Annotated in this window: 15 protein-coding genes and 4 pseudogenes; 14 read left to right on the top strand and 5 right to left on the bottom strand. The window is 37.6% G+C overall.

The window, feature by feature from the left end:
* Positions 1-136: 136 nt before the first annotated feature.
* Positions 137-829 (bottom strand): Crp/Fnr family transcriptional regulator, encoded by a 693-nt coding sequence (locus tag ACEWFJ_RS05080; RefSeq protein WP_473690811.1) that lies wholly within the window; start codon positions 827-829, stop codon positions 137-139.
* 301 nt (positions 830-1130) lie between these two features.
* On the opposite strand from ACEWFJ_RS05080, the pseudogene moaA reads away from it, so the two are divergent.
* Positions 1131-2143, top strand: a pseudogene (gene moaA, locus ACEWFJ_RS05085) (GTP 3',8-cyclase MoaA).
* A 16-nt stretch (positions 2144-2159) separates the two neighbouring features.
* Positions 2160-3173, top strand: a complete 1014-nt coding sequence (locus tag ACEWFJ_RS05090; protein WP_473690813.1) for a molybdopterin-synthase adenylyltransferase MoeB — start codon at positions 2160-2162, stop codon at positions 3171-3173.
* Positions 3174-3210: 37 nt separating this feature from the next.
* Here the strand turns inward: ACEWFJ_RS05090 and moaC are convergent, their stop codons facing one another.
* Positions 3211-3699 carry a cyclic pyranopterin monophosphate synthase MoaC gene (moaC, locus tag ACEWFJ_RS05095; protein WP_473690815.1) on the bottom strand — a complete coding sequence of 163 codons (489 nt, stop codon included), beginning with the start codon at positions 3697-3699 and terminating at the stop codon, positions 3211-3213.
* A gap of 95 nt (positions 3700-3794) precedes the next feature.
* Between moaC and ACEWFJ_RS05100 the strand changes: the two are divergent.
* From ACEWFJ_RS05100 to ACEWFJ_RS05150, 11 genes and pseudogenes are all read left to right on the top strand, one after another.
* A pseudogene (locus ACEWFJ_RS05100) lies at positions 3795-5086 on the top strand (molybdopterin molybdotransferase MoeA).
* Complete coding sequence (gene mobB, locus ACEWFJ_RS05105; RefSeq protein ID WP_473690817.1) at positions 5053-5568, top strand: molybdopterin-guanine dinucleotide biosynthesis protein B; 516 nt, start codon at positions 5053-5055, stop codon at positions 5566-5568. The pseudogene ACEWFJ_RS05100 and the gene mobB overlap by 34 nt, the downstream one beginning before the upstream one ends.
* Positions 5565-6035, top strand: a complete 471-nt coding sequence (locus ACEWFJ_RS05110) for a molybdenum cofactor biosynthesis protein MoaE (protein ID WP_473690819.1) — start codon at positions 5565-5567, stop codon at positions 6033-6035. Before mobB ends, ACEWFJ_RS05110 begins: the two co-directional genes overlap by 4 nt.
* Entirely contained in the window at positions 6032-6265 is a 234-nt protein-coding gene (moaD, locus tag ACEWFJ_RS05115; protein ID WP_098306709.1) for a molybdopterin converting factor subunit 1, read from the top strand. Before ACEWFJ_RS05110 ends, moaD begins: the two co-directional genes overlap by 4 nt.
* Before the next feature lie 91 nt (positions 6266-6356).
* Positions 6357-7525: pseudogene (locus tag ACEWFJ_RS05120) on the top strand (nitrate/nitrite transporter).
* 205 nt (positions 7526-7730) lie between these two features.
* Positions 7731-8069, top strand: coding sequence for a YmaF family protein (locus ACEWFJ_RS05125; protein WP_429711067.1), 339 nt, complete (start codon positions 7731-7733; stop codon positions 8067-8069).
* Positions 8070-8334: 265 nt separating this feature from the next.
* A complete protein-coding gene (locus tag ACEWFJ_RS05130) occupies positions 8335-9186 on the top strand; it encodes a DUF2935 domain-containing protein (RefSeq protein ID WP_473690822.1) in 852 nt (283 codons plus the stop codon).
* A gap of 1121 nt (positions 9187-10307) precedes the next feature.
* Complete coding sequence (locus ACEWFJ_RS05135; protein WP_473690824.1) at positions 10308-10607, top strand: YjdJ family protein; 300 nt, start codon at positions 10308-10310, stop codon at positions 10605-10607.
* A gap of 123 nt (positions 10608-10730) precedes the next feature.
* Entirely contained in the window at positions 10731-11135 is a 405-nt protein-coding gene (locus tag ACEWFJ_RS05140; protein WP_473690826.1) for a VOC family protein, read from the top strand.
* Between the two features lie 219 nt (positions 11136-11354).
* A complete protein-coding gene (locus ACEWFJ_RS05145; protein WP_473690828.1) occupies positions 11355-11591 on the top strand; it encodes a DUF2553 family protein in 237 nt (78 codons plus the stop codon).
* 1 nt (position 11592) lies between these two features.
* On the top strand, positions 11593-11775 hold the full coding sequence (locus ACEWFJ_RS05150) for a sporulation protein Cse60 (protein WP_020060291.1): 183 nt from the start codon (positions 11593-11595) through the stop codon (positions 11773-11775).
* A 285-nt stretch (positions 11776-12060) separates the two neighbouring features.
* Here ACEWFJ_RS05150 and ACEWFJ_RS05155 read toward each other — a convergent pair.
* The 3 genes and pseudogenes from ACEWFJ_RS05155 to ACEWFJ_RS05165 all read right to left on the bottom strand — a co-directional run.
* Positions 12061-13442, bottom strand: a pseudogene (locus tag ACEWFJ_RS05155) (MDR family MFS transporter); the annotation flags it as partial.
* Positions 13443-13523: 81 nt separating this feature from the next.
* The gene (locus ACEWFJ_RS05160) at positions 13524-13850 is read right to left on the bottom strand and encodes an NAD(P)/FAD-dependent oxidoreductase (protein WP_473692357.1); all 327 of its coding nucleotides are present in this window, start codon (positions 13848-13850) and stop codon (positions 13524-13526) included.
* Positions 13742-14788 (bottom strand): aminoacetone oxidase family FAD-binding enzyme, encoded by a 1047-nt coding sequence (locus ACEWFJ_RS05165; protein WP_473690831.1) that lies wholly within the window; start codon positions 14786-14788, stop codon positions 13742-13744. Before ACEWFJ_RS05165 ends, ACEWFJ_RS05160 begins: the two co-directional genes overlap by 109 nt.
* A gap of 150 nt (positions 14789-14938) precedes the next feature.
* Between ACEWFJ_RS05165 and ACEWFJ_RS05170 the strand changes: the two genes are divergently transcribed.
* Positions 14939-16594 carry a putative polysaccharide biosynthesis protein gene (locus tag ACEWFJ_RS05170; protein ID WP_473690833.1) on the top strand — a complete coding sequence of 552 codons (1656 nt, stop codon included), beginning with the start codon at positions 14939-14941 and terminating at the stop codon, positions 16592-16594.
* The last annotated feature ends 18 nt before the right edge of the window (positions 16595-16612 follow it).

Consider the following 16612-nt stretch of genomic DNA (forward strand, 5'->3'; position numbering starts at 1 on the left):
GATATCTATCACAGTTCAACAGATTGTCAAAAATTCATGAGTGTGTAAGGAAAAAATAGAGAAGGTGTGACATTTTGCACATTACAAAACATGTTTAGGATGTAGAATAAAAAAAGAGCAGCATCTAAATGAGATGCTACTCAATACTACAAATAGAGGTAGGGCAATCTTCACAAGCGATTGCACATTTTAAAAAGTGTAAATTATGAATGGTAATCTTTCCTTTATGAATGGAAATAATGCCTTGTTTTTTTAAATCATTTAACATGCGATTGACACTTTCCCGAGAGGTTGCACAGAAGTTTGCAAGATCTTGATTCGTTAATGGAAGATCAATGAGAATACCCTCTTCTTTTAAAATCCCGTAACTATTCGTCATGCGAATGAGAGTCGAATAGAGAGCTCCCTTTTTGCCATGCAATACTAAATCACGAAACTTCGTTTGCATTCTTCGTAAATGCTCACTAACCCACTTCATAAATTCAAACGCAAGAGCTGGCTTTTCCAGCAATGCTTTTTCTAATGCCTCTCGTTTAATGACGCCGATTTCTGCATGTTCAAGCACTTTTGCATTTAACAAATATTTGGCATCCTCTGTAAATAATGTGAGTTCTCCGATAATATCATGCTGCGAACAAATGCGCAGCGTCAATTCTTGACCATCGGCACTAATTTTACTAATTTGCACTTTTCCAGAGTGAATAATGTATAGTTCCTTTGCCACCATACCTTCTTGGAATATATAATTGGCTTTGCTTACTTTCATTTTATATTCCACAGATGCGAGCAATTCTTTTAAATCATTTGATAATGCCGTACTGTTTGCCACAGCAATCACCTTTCTTTTCAGAACAGTCTATTTCTTATTTTGAATGTAAATATAGTGCAAATGCAAGCAGTTTTTTCATTTAAATAATTGTGAACAGTTTTTGAACAGAATTGTGAAGAATTTTTGAATGAGAAAATCGATGTGAGAAATATCACAACATAGATTGTTGTTCTTTTTTATGATGAAGACAAATGAAAGACAGCCAAAAAAAAGATAAAGCGCAAGAGCAAAAACACCCTAGTTTAAAAATATATTATAATAGAATAAAGGTATATAGAGACAGCAAGAAGGAGGGGTGAAGATGACTGAGAAGATTTTAGATGTATGGGAGCGTCCGCTTCAAGATTTACGTATTTCTGTCATTGATCGTTGTAATTTTCGGTGCACATATTGTATGCCAGCTGAAGTGTTTGGACCAGATTATGCGTTTTTAAAAAATGAATTTTTGCTTACTTTTGATGAGATTGAGAGACTAGCTAAAATTTTTGTTCGCATGGGTGTTAAGAAAATTCGATTAACTGGCGGCGAACCGTTACTTCGTAAAGATTTACCACAGCTTATTGAACGTCTTGTAAAATTAGAAGGTCTAACAGATATTGGGCTAACGACGAACGGTATTCATTTAACGAAGCAAGCGAAAGCTTTAAAAGAAGCTGGTTTACAACGAGTAAACGTCAGTTTAGATGCACTAGATGATGATGTATTTCGAAGCATTAACGGCCGCAATGTAAGCACGAAGCCTATATTACGAGGAATTGAAGCAGCAAGGGCAGCCGGATTAGAAGTAAAAATCAATATGGTCGTAAAAAAGGAATGAACGATAATCAAATTTTGAAGATGGCCGCTTACTGTAAAGAGCAGTGCATCCCTCTTCGCTTTATCGAATTTATGGATGTTGGTAGTACGAACGGCTGGAATTTTGAACAAGTGATTACGAAGAAAGAATTAATCGATATGATTGGACGTGTGTATCCAATTGAGCCGGTAGATCCGCATTATTTTGGTGAAGTGGCAAAGCGATATCGATATGTTGGAACTGAGGCAGAGGTCGGCTTTATCACATCTGTTTCTGAATCGTTTTGTTCTTCTTGTACGAGAGCACGTATTTCAGCAGAAGGTAAGTTATACACATGTTTATTTGCAACAGCAGGAACGGATTTACGAACGCTGCTTCGCGAGGGGATAGATGATGAGGAATTATTCCGAGTCGTACAAGATGTGTGGACTAGGCGTAGTGATCGTTATTCAGATGAACGAACGGAAGAAAGTGCAAATAACCGCCCGAAAATTGAAATGTCATATATTGGCGGATAGGGGAGAAGGGGTCAAGATGCAAGAGCGGTACTCACGGCAAATACTATTTTCAGAGATTGGTGAAACTGGCCAGCGAAATTTAGGTGAAAAACACGTATTAATCATTGGCGCTGGTGCACTTGGTGCGGCAAATGCTGAGGCGCTTGTCCGGGCAGGAATTGGCAAATTGACTATTGCGGATCGTGATTATGTCGAGTGGAGCAATTTACAAAGGCAGCAGTTATATACAGAAGAAGATGCGAATCGTTATGTACCGAAAGCAGTTGCAGCGGCGCAGCATTTAAGGCGGATTAACTCTGAAGTAGATATCGAGCCAGTTGTAACAGATGTAACGGTGCAAGAAATGGAACAGCTTGTTAAGAACGTGGATGTAATAATAGATGCAACAGATAATTTCGATACGCGTCTTCTTATTAACGATATTTCACAGAAGTATAACGTTCCGTGGATATACGGTGGTTGTGTAGGCAGTTATGGTGTAACGTATACGATTATTCCAGGGAAAACACCATGTTTTCGATGTTTAATGGAGCATCCAACGAGCGGAGCAACGTGTGATACAGCGGGGATTATTCAACCAGCTGTGCAAATGGTCGTTGCTTATCAAGTTGCAGAAGCTTTAAAAATACTAGTTGGAGATTTTGAAGCATTACGAGAAACGATGGTAACATTCGATCTTTGGAACAATCAGTATATGGCATTTAAAGTAAACAGACAGAAAAAAGAGAATTGCCTGTCTTGCGGTAAATTGCGTACATATCCAAGCTTAACATTTGAGGCACAAATGAAAACAGAAGTGCTGTGCGGTCGAAATACAGTTCAGATTCGCCCAGGCATAAATCAGCTTCTTAACTTAGAAGAAATAGAAAAGCGCTTACAAAAGAGCGTAACGATGCAGAGGACACCGTACTTATTATCATTTCATGTAGATGAATATCGCTTTGTTTTATTCCAAGATGGGCGAGCCTTTGTTCATGGTACAAATGATATACAAGTGGCAAAGCGATTATACGCTCGTTATATAGGGTGAATCCAAGGGGACGCCCCCTTGGATTCGATGAAAGAGTTTAAGACTGATTTCTTGTATAATCGCCGCTTTTGCCGCCTGTTTTTTCAAGTAAGTATGTTTCACCGATGATCATGCCTTTATCGACAGCTTTGCACATGTCATATACGGTAAGAGCGGTAGCGGAAGCTGCAGTTAAAGCTTCCATTTCAACGCCGGTGCTGCCCTCTGTTTTCACTTTTACTTCAATAAGTAAACGATATTGTTCATCTGCAATATTCCAGTCAAAGGAAATATCAACACCTTTTAGAAGGAGTGGATGACACATCGGAATAATATCAGAAGTACGCTTTGCGGCCATAATACCAGCGATTTGTGCAACAGCTAGAACATCGCCTTTTCCGATTTTATTATGGGTAATTTTATCATAAATTTCTCTCGTCACGATGATGCTAGAACGAGCGATAGCTGTTCGCACGGTAATCTTCTTATCGCTAATATCGACCATTTTGGCACGGCCTTGTTCGTTAAAATGAGTAAATGAAGACATGGAATTCCTCCTTGAAGTAATTGCTATTATGATTAGCATTGTACAACAAAAATTGTAATGAAGATGTGATATTTTGCAAATGTGGGGTGAAAATGATGCTAGAAAAACGAATACCAATTGCAGTTAGCGATGCAGTGGCACATGTGATGAAATATGCAAAACATGGCGACGCAGAGCGAGTACCGCTTACAGAAAGTTATGGACGAATTCTTGGGGAAGACGTAGTAGCGGATCATGATGTTCCTCATTTCGATCGCTCTCCGTACGATGGTTTTGCGATACGTGCAGAAGATACAAAAAAAGCAAGTCAGGAGCAGCCAGTTGAATTTGAAGTCGTTGGAGAAATTGGTGCTGGTTTTGTTTTTACAGAAGAAGTGAAGGCATTTCAAGCGGTGCGGATTATGACAGGTGCAGCTATTCCAACAGGTTGTGACGCGGTTGTCATGCTAGAGCTTACAGAAGGCTTCCAAAAAAACGGGAAGACATATATGAAACTGAAGCGTCCGTTTCAATCAGGCGATAATATTTCATTTAAAGGTGAAGATGTAAAGCAACATGATGTACTTGTGGAAAAGGGAACAGTGATTAATCCAGGAGTGGCAGCGCTTCTTGCAACGTTTGGTTATAGTGAAGTAGCTGTCGCAAAGCGTCCTGTTATTGGAATTGTAACGACGGGAAGTGAATTGCTAGAAGTTCATAAGCCGCTTGAACCAGGAAAAATTCGTAACAGTAACTCTTATATGATTGCTGCACAAATTATGCGAGCGGGCGGCACGGTTCGGTATTATGGACAATTCGCAGATGACTTCGATACTTGCTATGAAATGGTAAAAAAGACAATGGAAGAAGTCGATATTCTCATTACAACAGGCGGTGTGTCAGTTGGAGATTATGATTACTTACCGGCTATTTACGAAAAGCTTGGAGCGCATGTACTGTTCAATAAAGTAGCGATGCGGCCAGGAAGTGTAACGACGGTAGCAGAAGTAAACGGAAAATTATTATTTGGATTATCAGGTAATCCGTCTGCTTGCTATGTTGGATTTGAATTGTTTGTACGCCCTATTGTTCAGACATTTCTACATCGGAAGCAGCCTCATATGTACCGCGGTGATGCCCTTTTAATGAAGGGGTTTCCGAAAGCGAATCCATTTACACGTTTTGTTAGGGGAAAGTAGAAATAGTAAACGGACAACTGCAAGCAGTGCCAGTTGGGCTTGATAAATCAAGTGCTGTGTCTTCACTCGCTGATGCGAATGCTTTTATCGTCTTACCAGGTGGTACGCGTGGTTTTGAAGCAGGTATGACTGTTACTGTCCTTTTACTGGAAGCAGAGCAAGGAAGTGAGTGGCCATGGAAAGAACCGTTCCAGTCTTACAAATCGTAGGGTATCAAAATAGCGGGAAGACGACAATGACAGAGAAACTGGTTAAGGCGTTAACGAATGAAGGCGTGCGAGTAGGGACGATTAAGCATCATGGGCACGGAGGATATCCAGAGTTGCCGCTGCAAAAAGATAGCGAACGCCATCGCGAAGCGGGAGCAATTGTAAGTGCAGTGGAGGGTGACGGATTATTGTCTTTATCTGCTACGAGCCACTGGTCTTTAGAAAAAATCATTCGTTTGTATACATGTTTTGAAGCAGAAGTTGTTATTGTTGAAGGATATAAAAAAGAACAATACCCGAAAGTAGTTTTACTTAGGTCAGATGAAGATGCCTCTTTATTAGAAAGTGTAGAAAATGTGATCGCTGTCATTACATGGAATGAGGCTCCGGAAACATGGCACGAGAACTATAAAGTTTTTCGTATAACAGAAGAGGCAGAGTATATAAAGTGGCTCGTACAAAGAATGAGGGATGCAAAATGACAAATACGTATTTTGAAGTAGTGGATACACCAATTTCCATTGAAGAAGTGACAAAGAAAGTGATTCGCCGTGAATGCGGTGCAGTTACAACGTTTATCGGTACAGTGCGTGAATTCACGAAAGGGCGCCGTACACTTTATCTAGAATATGCTGCATATCATTCGATGGCCGAAAAGATGCTTGCCAAAATTGGTGAAGAAACGAAGGGAAAATGGCCAGGAACACATGTGGCAATTACGCACCGCATCGGCACACTGCAAATTTCTGATATTGCCGTAGTTGTTGCTGTATCGACGCCGCACCGAAAAGCAGCGTATGAAGCAAATGAGTACATTATGGAGCGCATTAAACAAATTGTGCCAATTTGGAAGAAAGAATTTTGGGAAGACGGCGAGAAATGGATTGGCGATCAATTAGAGAAAACATCGTATCCAAAAGGGGAACCAGGAAAGGAGAATGCGGAATGATTACAGTATTATTATTTTCTCATTTACAAGAAGAAGCTGGAACACATCAATTACAAATCGATGTACAAAATCTTGCCGTATCAGAATTAAAGGAACTTGTGACGAAAGACTACAATGTATCCCTTTCACAGCACACAATGGTAGCAATTAATGAAGAATATGCGAATGAAGATGATATCATTCAAGATGGTGATGTTGTCGCATTGATTCCACCGGTAAGTGGAGGCTGATTCTTTCCTGCCTAATCACGCTCTATCGTGATTAGGCAGGAGGGAAGCAATAGAAATTGTGAAATATTGAACAAAATTGGAGGAGAGACTGATGAAAAATCCGAATTTTCAGTTAGGATTACAAACTTCAAATCTTGTAATGGGCTTTATGGTATGGGTTATTTTATCTTCTTTAATGCCATTTATTAAAGCAGACATTGCGTTAACAGCAGGACAGATTTCTCTTGTCACAGCAGTACCAGTTATTTTAGGATCTATTCTTCGCATTCCAATTGGTTACTGGACCAATCGTTTCGGAGCAAGAAAATTATTCTTTATTAGTTTTATTATTCTATTATTCCCTGTTTTCTATATTAGTAAAGCAACATCGATGCTAGATTTAATTATTGGTGGTTTATTTGCCGGAGTTGGCGGTGCTGTATTCTCTGTTGGGGTAACAGCTCTTCCAAAATATTATCCGAAAGAAAAGCATGGTTTTGTAAACGGAATTTATGGAGTAGGAAATGCAGGAACAGCGGTTACATCGTTTCTTGCACCAGTACTTGCAACTTCATTTGGCTGGAGAACGACTGTACAAATGTACTTAATTTTACTCGCTGCATTTGCACTGCTCAATTTCCTGTTAGGGGATCGTAACGAGAAAAGGTGAACACACCATTAATGGAACAAATTAAAGGTGTATATAAAAATGAAAAACTTTGGTTCTTATGTATTTTCTATTTCTTAACGTTTGGTTCATTCGTTGCATTTACAGTCTATTTACCGAACTTTCTTGTATCTCACTTTGGCTTAGCTAAAGTAGATGCTGGATTACGCACAGCTGGTTTTATCGTGCTAGCAACAATCATGCGTCCAATTGGGGGTTGGCTTGGTGACAAATTTAATCCATTTAAAATTTTAATCTTTGTGTTTATTGGATTAACATTATCAGGCATTATTTTATCCTTTATGCCAAGCATGCACGTATATACATTTGGCTGTTTATTAGTTGCATTTTGCGCTGGTATTGGAAATGGAACGATCTTTAAACTTGTACCAATGTATTTCTCGAAACAAGCTGGTATCGTAAACGGTCTTGTATCGGCACTTGGGGGACTTGGCGGTTTCTTCCCGCCATTAATCTTAACGATATTATTCCAATTTACAGGCCACTATGCAATTGGCTTTATGGCATTATCAGAAGTAGCACTTGCTTGTTTAATTATTACAGTGTGGATGTATAGTCAAGAAAAGTTACTTGCGATGTTACAGCATAGATAGTAAAAGAGGATGTTTCCAAGTCGAGATTTTGGAGACACCTTTTTAAATTTTTTAGGAGAGATTGTTCATGGAAAGTTCTCACCAATCAGGCTCTCCTTTCCCAGAGGCAGCAGGATAAATGAGAGAGGAATTATCTCGATAGTATAAGCATATTAGTTTATAGAGCTTATCTTTATGCATAAGGGGAATGGAGAGAATGGATAGAATGAACAGGGTAGGAAAAAATGATTTTGTTTCTGGGTTTGTACCACATCATAACCATGGATCAGTGGATTATACATCTGTTGAGGGAGGGCATGTACATCAATGTCTAGATGTAACATCCCCGCCAATTAAGACACAAGAGGGTGGGCATATACATTATACAGAAGGATATGTTTTGTTCGAAGATGGACATACACACTATTACAAGGCGTACTCAGGGCCAGCAATCCCGGTTGGAAATGGGATGCATGTTCATTATTACGATTTTTATACGACAGAAGATAACGGACATAAACATCATGTTAAGGGCGTAGATCAGCCCGCCCCGGGTGATAAATAAAGTTAATACGAAACCCCCTCTTGCTGTTAAATAGTAGTTTTTTTTGTCTTGTTTTTGTTTTTAATAATTAAAACGCAAGCGCCTAATAGCAGCTTCAGAACAGAAGAAATCACTTTGGAGTCGTCTGTTTGGTAAATAAATTAGAATTATTATTTATGTTGTGATGAATAGAAAAATAAGATTATTTTTATAGCCAGACTGAACTTTTATTGATGGTATTTATATATATATCTATTCATAAGAATATTTACTGGAGGGATTGAAAATGAATAGGAATGGAGCCTCATTACATCCTGATACGGGTGTTACATCTGGAATGTTTGTTGAACGATCATTAAATGAAATTCGTTTTTGGTCTAGAATCATGAAAGAGCACTCTTTATTTCTTCGATTGGGGTTTAGATGTGAGGATACTCAACTAATCCAAGAGGCTAATCAATTTTACCGATTGTTTGAACATATCGAACAAATTGCACATTCCTATACAAATCAAACAGATCCTGAGCAAATAAAAAGATTTAATTCAGAAGTACAACAAGCTGCAACTAATATTTTCGGATTTAAACGAAAAATTCTAGGATTAATTCTCACATGTAAATTGCCAGGGCAAAATAATTTTCCACTGTTAGTTGATCATACAAGTAGGGAAGCTAATTATTTTAGAAATCGTTTAATTGAATTAAATGAAGGTAAATTGGATGCTCTTCCTGATGCTATTATTAAAGAAAATGTTTTCTTTTTAAGGATTATGGCAGACCATGCTAAATTTATTGGTCATCTTCTTGATCCATCGGAAAGAAAGCTTGTAGATATGGCTCGGAATTTCAGCAATGATTTTGATCAATTGATGTATCAAGCAATTGACTTAGAATCTATGAAACCACAATCTCAAACAGTTCCTCTTTTAGATCAATTCCTGGATCAAAATCGTGTGTCAGTCACAGCTCTTCGGGATTTTAAGAAAACGGCACGTGATTTAATTGAGCAATGTAAAATAAAGAGTATCATTCACCCACTATTAGCAGACCATGTTTTCCGTGAAGCTGATAGATTCCTTGAAATAATTGATATGTTTGATGCTCATCTTACAAGCGTTAAATCACAATCTAAGCAATAATAGAAGAAATCTAGGGCTTCTATCTTAAAATTATGGGATAGCACCGTATTGCTATCAACCTAAGAGAATTAAATACCAAAAAAAGAGCTTATATTACTATAAGCTCTTTTTTTATCCGCTATTCGCGAGCAGTAAGATCCCCCACTTATGGAAGTTTTACTTTATGAAATTTCAAATTATCGATGTTAGCTTGATGGGCATGTGGTGTTACCCCATTATAAAATGGAATATTGAATCATACTTTATCAACCTTTAATATGAATATATGGGATATTATGTATTTTTGTATTGAGGTGGATTTGAAATATAGATTAATCATTTATAAAAAAGTTGTACTGTTTAACCCCCTGGAATATTTTTGTCTAAAGAGATGTTTTGGAGCTTTTAAAATAAGGATTGGGAATTTATAACGAGGTTCGATAGGATAGGGAGGATGTACGGAATGAATAAGAGTTTAAAAGAAAGACTTGTGTATTTATTTACAGGGGAACTCTTCGCAGTGATTACCTTTATTTTTCTGTACTTTTTTTATCCTTTAAACCCTAACGGTAGTTATGCTCTAATATATGTATTCTTTATATTAAATTTCGTCTTACTACAAGGGAGTTTTTACTGGTTTGTAAAGTGGAAACGATTAAAAGAAAAAAATCTCTTCTTCCTAATTTTTACAAGTTGCTTAGCATACTAAAAAAAATAAATTTTATACTCATATGTATAGCACCTATCATATTTCTTATTGATATAACTATGATGGAACGGATGTCATTTCCTGTATTTTTACTAACATTATTCATTTATGCATTTGCTATAATTGAGTATATTAACTACTTTCATATTCAATTAACAAATTACAAAAAAGGAAGGGGAAAAAAGGCTTCAATTGCTAAAGAAATTAACAGAATTACAAGTAAAGATTGATCTGATTTTTTTATAAAAATTCCATCTGTATTCAAAACTGTAGAATCTATTTTGTTCGATCTTTTTTTATGGATTCTTTTTGTTTGCTGTCTAATAATAATTAGTTTCGCCCTTTTTATCAAACTTTTTTACAAAACTACAGGTGCTGTTATTTGCATTGTAACAATACTTATCGTTTCAATACATAGAAAGAGGAGAGTTCTGTGAAAATAAGATACATGGTTCAATTCGGAGTAGCTTTTATATTCTTCATCGTTTCAGCAATTATCAGTTGGTATGAAGGAAGTAATTTAATTGAGGATTCATTTGACTGGAAATATTCCGCTAAGTTTACGAATTATTTTAAAGGGCCTGTTTCAGATTCCCATGACATCTTGCAAATCGATTTTTTTGTATATACAGCTAAATTTTACCCTATACCAGTTATCATTATGGTTACTAGTTTTGGATATATGTTGCTGTTAAGTTTGTATATCGTTTTGAAAAGAAGGCTGATTTCTTAAAGATTGTTTTATACTCCTATTTTCGTACCTCATTCTAACTCTAATGGGGGATTTTAAGAAGCATATCGCTATTTTATAGTAGAAGATGTAAGTGCTCTTGAATTCGTAGAGGGAGGAATTCATATGAAAAAATGGGTTCAGTTTAGAATAGCAAGACCGACAGACAAACTTGAAGAAGTAATTAAGTTTTACGAAGAAGGATTGGGGTTAAAACGCATAGGTGAGTTTCACAATCATGAAGACTATGATGGGGTAATGTTTGGATTACCTGGTGTAGAATATCATTTAGAGTTTACAAGGCATATAAATGGAAGTCCATGTCCTGCTCCAACAAAAGATAACTTACTTGTATTTTATTTTCCTGATAAAAGTGAAATCGAAAAAATACATCATAGACTAAATACAATAGGATATTATGAAGTTGAGCCAGAAAATCCTTATTGGAAAGAAAAAGGAATTACAATAGAAGATCCTGATGGATGGAGAATTGTACTCATGAATACAGAGGGACTGCGCTCCCGTGATTAAAGATGCAAGCTCATTAACGGAGCAGAGATTTTATATATTATAAAATTTATAAATTTTATTGTTAGTAAAACGGAGAACGATTATTTTGTTCATAGTTTTTAGGTTTACCTCGAGCTTCTTCTTTTCTACTTAGCATATCCCCTTAAATTTCATTCATAAAATAAAAAATCCTTAATACAATAAACCAAATCCGTTCTTTTTCGAAAGGAGGGGTGGGAGATGAGCCGCACAATTAAAATTGATATAACAGACAAGGTAGTGGCGAAATTCAAGACAGATTATTTGGAATTATACTCTAATAAATTTATGATTGGTAAATTTTATGTCTATACTGAAGAGAAGCAGTATGTATTAGAAGATGGTTATTTGTATGAAGATGGTAAGTTTTATCGCATCATTGATACGCGCCGAGATAATAGTTCAGCCGTAGAAGGTTGTGGCTTAGGATGGTGTTAATGTGATTCGAGTGAAGATATTTGATGAAAGTCATGAAAAGGATTTAGAAGAGGCTATCAATGTCTTTTTAAAGAAGATGGATGAAGAGCAAATTGTAGATATTAAATACCAAGTGTCGGTTTCAAATAATGATGAAGAGAGTCAAATTTATTGTTTTTCAGCGATGGTTGTATATCGGTCTTAAATAAAAACAACGAAAAAGGATGACGAGAAGTCGTCCTTTTTCGTTGTTTTTTAAATTTATCGGCGCTTTTTCCAATATATCGACCACTGGACACGATATAAAGACCGTTCGACAACACACGGCAGGAATAGGTTCTGAAAATAAAGTGAAACTTCCATCAGTGGGGGTCTTACTGCCCGTTAATGCGGGATAAACAAAAAAGGCTAGCGTTTCGCTAGCCTTTTTAATATAAATTTTACTTATTTGCAGCCTTTTGCTGGGGGCTGCTGCACCATCTTGGTTTTGTTTTAAGAAGAACCATGAAATAAGTAAACTGATCACAGCTAATATAAACGTGCCGCTAAAGATAATATGAACACTAGAAGCCAAGACTTCTTGCGATCCTGTAGCAGTACTTCCGTGTTCCGAAGTTACTAAGTTTACATTTCCCTCACCTGCACTGTGAATCATTGTATTGAAGATCGTTCCAAATACAGCTGATCCTAGCGTTTGGCTGAATGTATTAATAAATGTATTTAAACCGACCGCTGTTCCGCGTTTATTTGCAGGGACAGAAGCTTGAATTGTGACCATATAGATTGGTGTCACAAGTCCCATTCCTAAACCGAACATACCCATTGCGATGTAAATGAGAGCTGGATGCGAGTGAGTAGACAATGTGAACAACAGGAATGTAGAAACGGATAAAATGCTGCCGCCAAGTAAAATAATTTGTTTTGTTTGTAACCGGCCAACTAAGTTACCAGATAGCATGGCCCCAACTGTCCAAAGGACTGGAATTGGCATAAGAATCAAACCGGCTTCGGTTGCATTTTTTCCTAATACGCCTTGGGTCCAAATTGGGAGGTACATCGTAATACTAATAATCATACCACCAGCAATTAACGTTAATGCGTTAACAATAGATACAGTCCGATTTGAGAAAAGATCTAATGGAATTAATGGTTCTGGTGATTTTTTTCTACGAGTAAGAAAATGATAAATGCGACAATCGCAAATAGCAGCAGGCCAATAATTGTGATATCTCCCCAGTTTTGATGCTGACTTCCTGTTAATAGTGCATAAAGTAAAGAAATTGTACTAAGTGAGAAAATAACAGCACCTGGATAATCGATATGGTGTTTTGCTGGCGTGATGGATTCTTTATAAGAAATGGCGATCATCGCACAAGCAATGATTCCAAATGGAATGTTTATGAAAAAGATATAACGCCAAGATAGTGAATCTACTAAAAAACCGCCAACTAACGGTCCAATAACACCAGATACACCCCAAACAGCACTCATCCATCCTTGTGCTTTTGCTCTATCTTTTGCTTCGCTGTATAGGTCGCCAATAATTGTCATTGTAATTGGCATGACAGCTCCTGCACCTAACCCTTGCAGAGCACGGAAAAGAATTAATTGTTCCATTGTCGTTGCAAGGCCACATAATGTAGAGCCGATTAAAAAGATAGTTGCACCAATTAATAGTACTTTTTTACGCCCAAATAAGTCTGCTAGCTTTCCGTAGATCGGAGTTGATACAGCGGTTGCTAACATATAAATCGCATATACCCAGCTTACAAGTTCTATGCCTGACAGTTCGCTTGTAATGCGAGGCACTGCTGTGCTAACAATCGTTCCTTCAACAGCGGAGAGAAACGTCATTAACATTAAAGATATCATTACTTTTTTCTCATCTGTTTTCCCCTTTGTTTCTTTATACTGATATATCGGTGATTTTATATCATCCGACATTTTTTACTATTACATGGTAGCATTTTGCCCCGCAGTCATTCCAGCAATTCGGCCTGTAACAAGTGCAGAAGTAATATTATATCCGCCTGTATAGCCGTGAATATCAAGAACTTCGCCGCAGAAATATAAGCCGTTCATGAGTTTTGATGACATTTCTTTCGGGTTAATTTCTTTGACAGACACACCGCCGCCTGTTACAAATGCTTTTTCAAGAGACTGCGTTCCATTTACGGTAAAGGAAAATCCTTTGAAGTCTGCAGCAAGAGCCCGGATTTTTTCATGAGAAATTTGTCCGCATTGCTGACTGCCGTCAATTTCATTTTTTCTAATAGGAATAAGAAATAACGTTCAGGTACATAACCTTTCAGTACATTTTTTAATCCCTTTTTCGGCTCTTCTTTTATTTGCTTCATCATGCGCTGGAAGAGTTGTTCACTATGTTCATCTGGCAATGCATCAATGCTCATTTGTACCGCGCGAGTTTTGAACTTTTTCATCGTTTTCACAACAAACTGACTGCAGCGAAGGGCAGCGGGACCAGAAACGCCAAAATGAGTAAAGAGCATGTCCATTTTATGAGATATAACAGCTTTTCCTTTTGGATTTAATACGCTTAGTTCTACATCGCGAAGTGCTAAGCCTTGTAATGTACGGTCACGAATAAATGGTTCATTAGAAAGGATCGGTACCTCAGTTGGAAATAGTTCTGTAATTGTATGCCCTGCTTTTTCAGCCCAAGCATAGCCATCACCAGTTGAGCCGGTATGCGGTACAGATTTACCGCCAACAGCGATTACAACATGATTTGTTTCAAGAACTTCTCCGTTTTGCAGAATAACCGCTTTTGTTTGCCCATTTTCATACTCTACTGTTTTAACAGGAAGATTGGTACGAATCGTAACGCGCAGTTCTTTTAAGCGTGTTAACAAAGCATCAACTACTGACTGTGCTTTATTGGATACTGGGAACATGCGGCCGTGATCTTCCTCTTTTAATTTCACGCCAAGATTTTCGAAAAACTGAATAATATCTTCATTATTAAAAATAGAAAAGGCGCTATATAAGAAACGACCATTTCCAGGAATATGTTTTACAATTTCATCAAGCGGGAGACGGTTTGTCACGTTGCAGCGTCCGCCGCCAGAAATCGCAAGCTTTCTTCCTAATTTATTGCCTTTATCAAGAAGTAAGACACGCGCGCCTTCTTCCGCAGCTCCGATTGCTGCCATTAATCCAGAAGGGCCTCCTCCGATGACAATTACATCATAATGCATATAAATCGACCTCATTTTCTTATTTTGCTGCATTCAAGAATATCACGTTTTTGTAGAAAAGAAAAATGAGGGAAGGTACTGTTTACATGAGAAATTGTGGTACAATACAAAAGTTGAGTTCAGCGTTTTGAATAATGGAGGAGGATTTTTATGTCCGATTCAAAATTTTTACGCGGAACGCTTATTGTGACGCTTGGGACATTTTTAGTAAAGTTCCTCGGTATGATTTATGTCTTTCCGTTTCATGCGTTAGTTGGCACAGAAGGCGGGACGCTGTATACATATGGATATATTCCATATACAATCTTTTTAAGTATCGCAACGGCAGGAGTGCCGCTTGCAGTTTCAAAGTTTGTTTCGAAGTATAATGCGCTTGGAGATTATAAAACGAGCCGAAGAATGTTTCGCTCAGGTATGATCATGATGATCGTGAGTGGAATTCTTTCCTTTTTAGTATTGTATATGTCAGCGCCATTATTTGCTGAGGCAATGCTAGGGAAACAGAGTTTACATAGCAGCTTAGAAGATGTAACAATGATTATTCGCCTGGTCAGCTTTGCGCTTATTGTTGTACCAGCAGCGAGTTTAATTCGCGGCTACTTCCAAGGTCACCAATCAATGGGACCTACAACAGTGTCGCAAATTATTGAACAAATTATTCGTATCGTATTTTTACTTGCAGGTAGTTTTATCGTAATAAAAGTATTGAAGGGTTCTGTCGCAACAGCAGTTGGTGTGGCGACATTTGCAGCGTTTGTTTCCGCAGTTGGAGCGCTAGCTGTGCTCATTTGGTATTGGATGAAGAGAAAGCATCATTTAAATCAATACATCATCAATCAAACCGCACCAGAATCAACAGTTCGTATATTTGACCTATTTAAAGAGCTGTTTGCTTATGCGATTCCTTATGTTGTAGTTGGATTAACGATTCCGCTTTATCAGCAAATTGACGCGCTAACATTTAACTCGATTATGCAAGCAATTGGACAAGGCGATATTGCAGAGCGTGCTCTTGGTATTTTTACGATGTGGACACATAAGTTAATTATGATTCCAGTATCGCTTGCAACGGCGTTCAGTTTAACGCTTGTACCAGCGATTACAAAGTCGTTTACAGAAGGGCAGTTCCGTTATTTAAACCAGCAAATTACACAAACGTTTCAAGTGAATATGTTTTTAACATTGCCAGCTGTAATTGGAATTTCAGCTTTAGCTTATCCAATTTATACAGCATTTTACGAAGCTGATCCACTTGGCGGAAAAGTATTAATGTGGTATGCACCAGTCGCATTATTATTTGCACTATTTACAGTAACAGCAGCCATTTTACAAGGGATAAATCAACAAAAGTATGCAATCATTGCACTTGGAATGGGGATTATTTTAAAATTCTTATGTAACGTGCTATTCATTCGTTATTTTGGAACAATTGGTGCGGTCGTAGCAACAGGTGTAGGGTTCTTCGCATCCATTTGGTATACAAATAAACAAATTCGAAAACATGCCCATTTCTCATTTGAACTTGTATATAAACGAACGTTCCAAATTGCAATGTTAACAGCTGTGATGGTGATTGTTGTAAAGCTATTATTATGGATCCTTTCCTTTATGCTTCCATATGAGACAAGCCGTTTTGCAGCATTGGTTACAGTAGGCATTTGCGCAATGGGAGGAGCGGCTGTATATGGCTATTTAGCACTTCGTACAGGCGTAATCGAACGAGTACTTGGCGGTGAATTTTTAGAGAAGATTCAGCGTAAACTTGGTAGTAGATTGAAAATTAAAGTGAAAACTAAAGGGGCGTAATCGTACGCCTCTCTTTTT

It is taken from the genome of Bacillus sp. EA-CB0995 (genome assembly GCF_055814245.1).

Bases quoted from the DNA above. Each gene is read 5' to 3' on its own strand.
- ACEWFJ_RS05090 (WP_473690813.1), top strand. From the start codon at position 2,160: ATGCAAGAGCGGTACTCACGGCAAATACTATTTTCAGAGATTGGTGAA.
- moaC (WP_473690815.1), bottom strand. From the start codon at position 3,699: ATGTCTTCATTTACTCATTTTAACGAACAAGGCCGTGCCAAAATGGTC.
- mobB (WP_473690817.1), top strand. From the start codon at position 5,053: ATGGAAAGAACCGTTCCAGTCTTACAAATCGTAGGGTATCAAAATAGC.
- ACEWFJ_RS05110 (WP_473690819.1), top strand. From the start codon at position 5,565: ATGACAAATACGTATTTTGAAGTAGTGGATACACCAATTTCCATTGAA.
- moaD (WP_098306709.1), top strand. From the start codon at position 6,032: ATGATTACAGTATTATTATTTTCTCATTTACAAGAAGAAGCTGGAACA.
- ACEWFJ_RS05125 (WP_429711067.1), top strand. From the start codon at position 7,731: ATGAACAGGGTAGGAAAAAATGATTTTGTTTCTGGGTTTGTACCACAT.
- ACEWFJ_RS05130 (WP_473690822.1), top strand. From the start codon at position 8,335: ATGAATAGGAATGGAGCCTCATTACATCCTGATACGGGTGTTACATCT.
- ACEWFJ_RS05140 (WP_473690826.1), top strand. From the start codon at position 10,731: ATGAAAAAATGGGTTCAGTTTAGAATAGCAAGACCGACAGACAAACTT.
- ACEWFJ_RS05145 (WP_473690828.1), top strand. From the start codon at position 11,355: ATGAGCCGCACAATTAAAATTGATATAACAGACAAGGTAGTGGCGAAA.
- ACEWFJ_RS05165 (WP_473690831.1), bottom strand. From the start codon at position 14,788: ATGCATTATGATGTAATTGTCATCGGAGGAGGCCCTTCTGGATTAATG.
- ACEWFJ_RS05170 (WP_473690833.1), top strand. From the start codon at position 14,939: ATGTCCGATTCAAAATTTTTACGCGGAACGCTTATTGTGACGCTTGGG.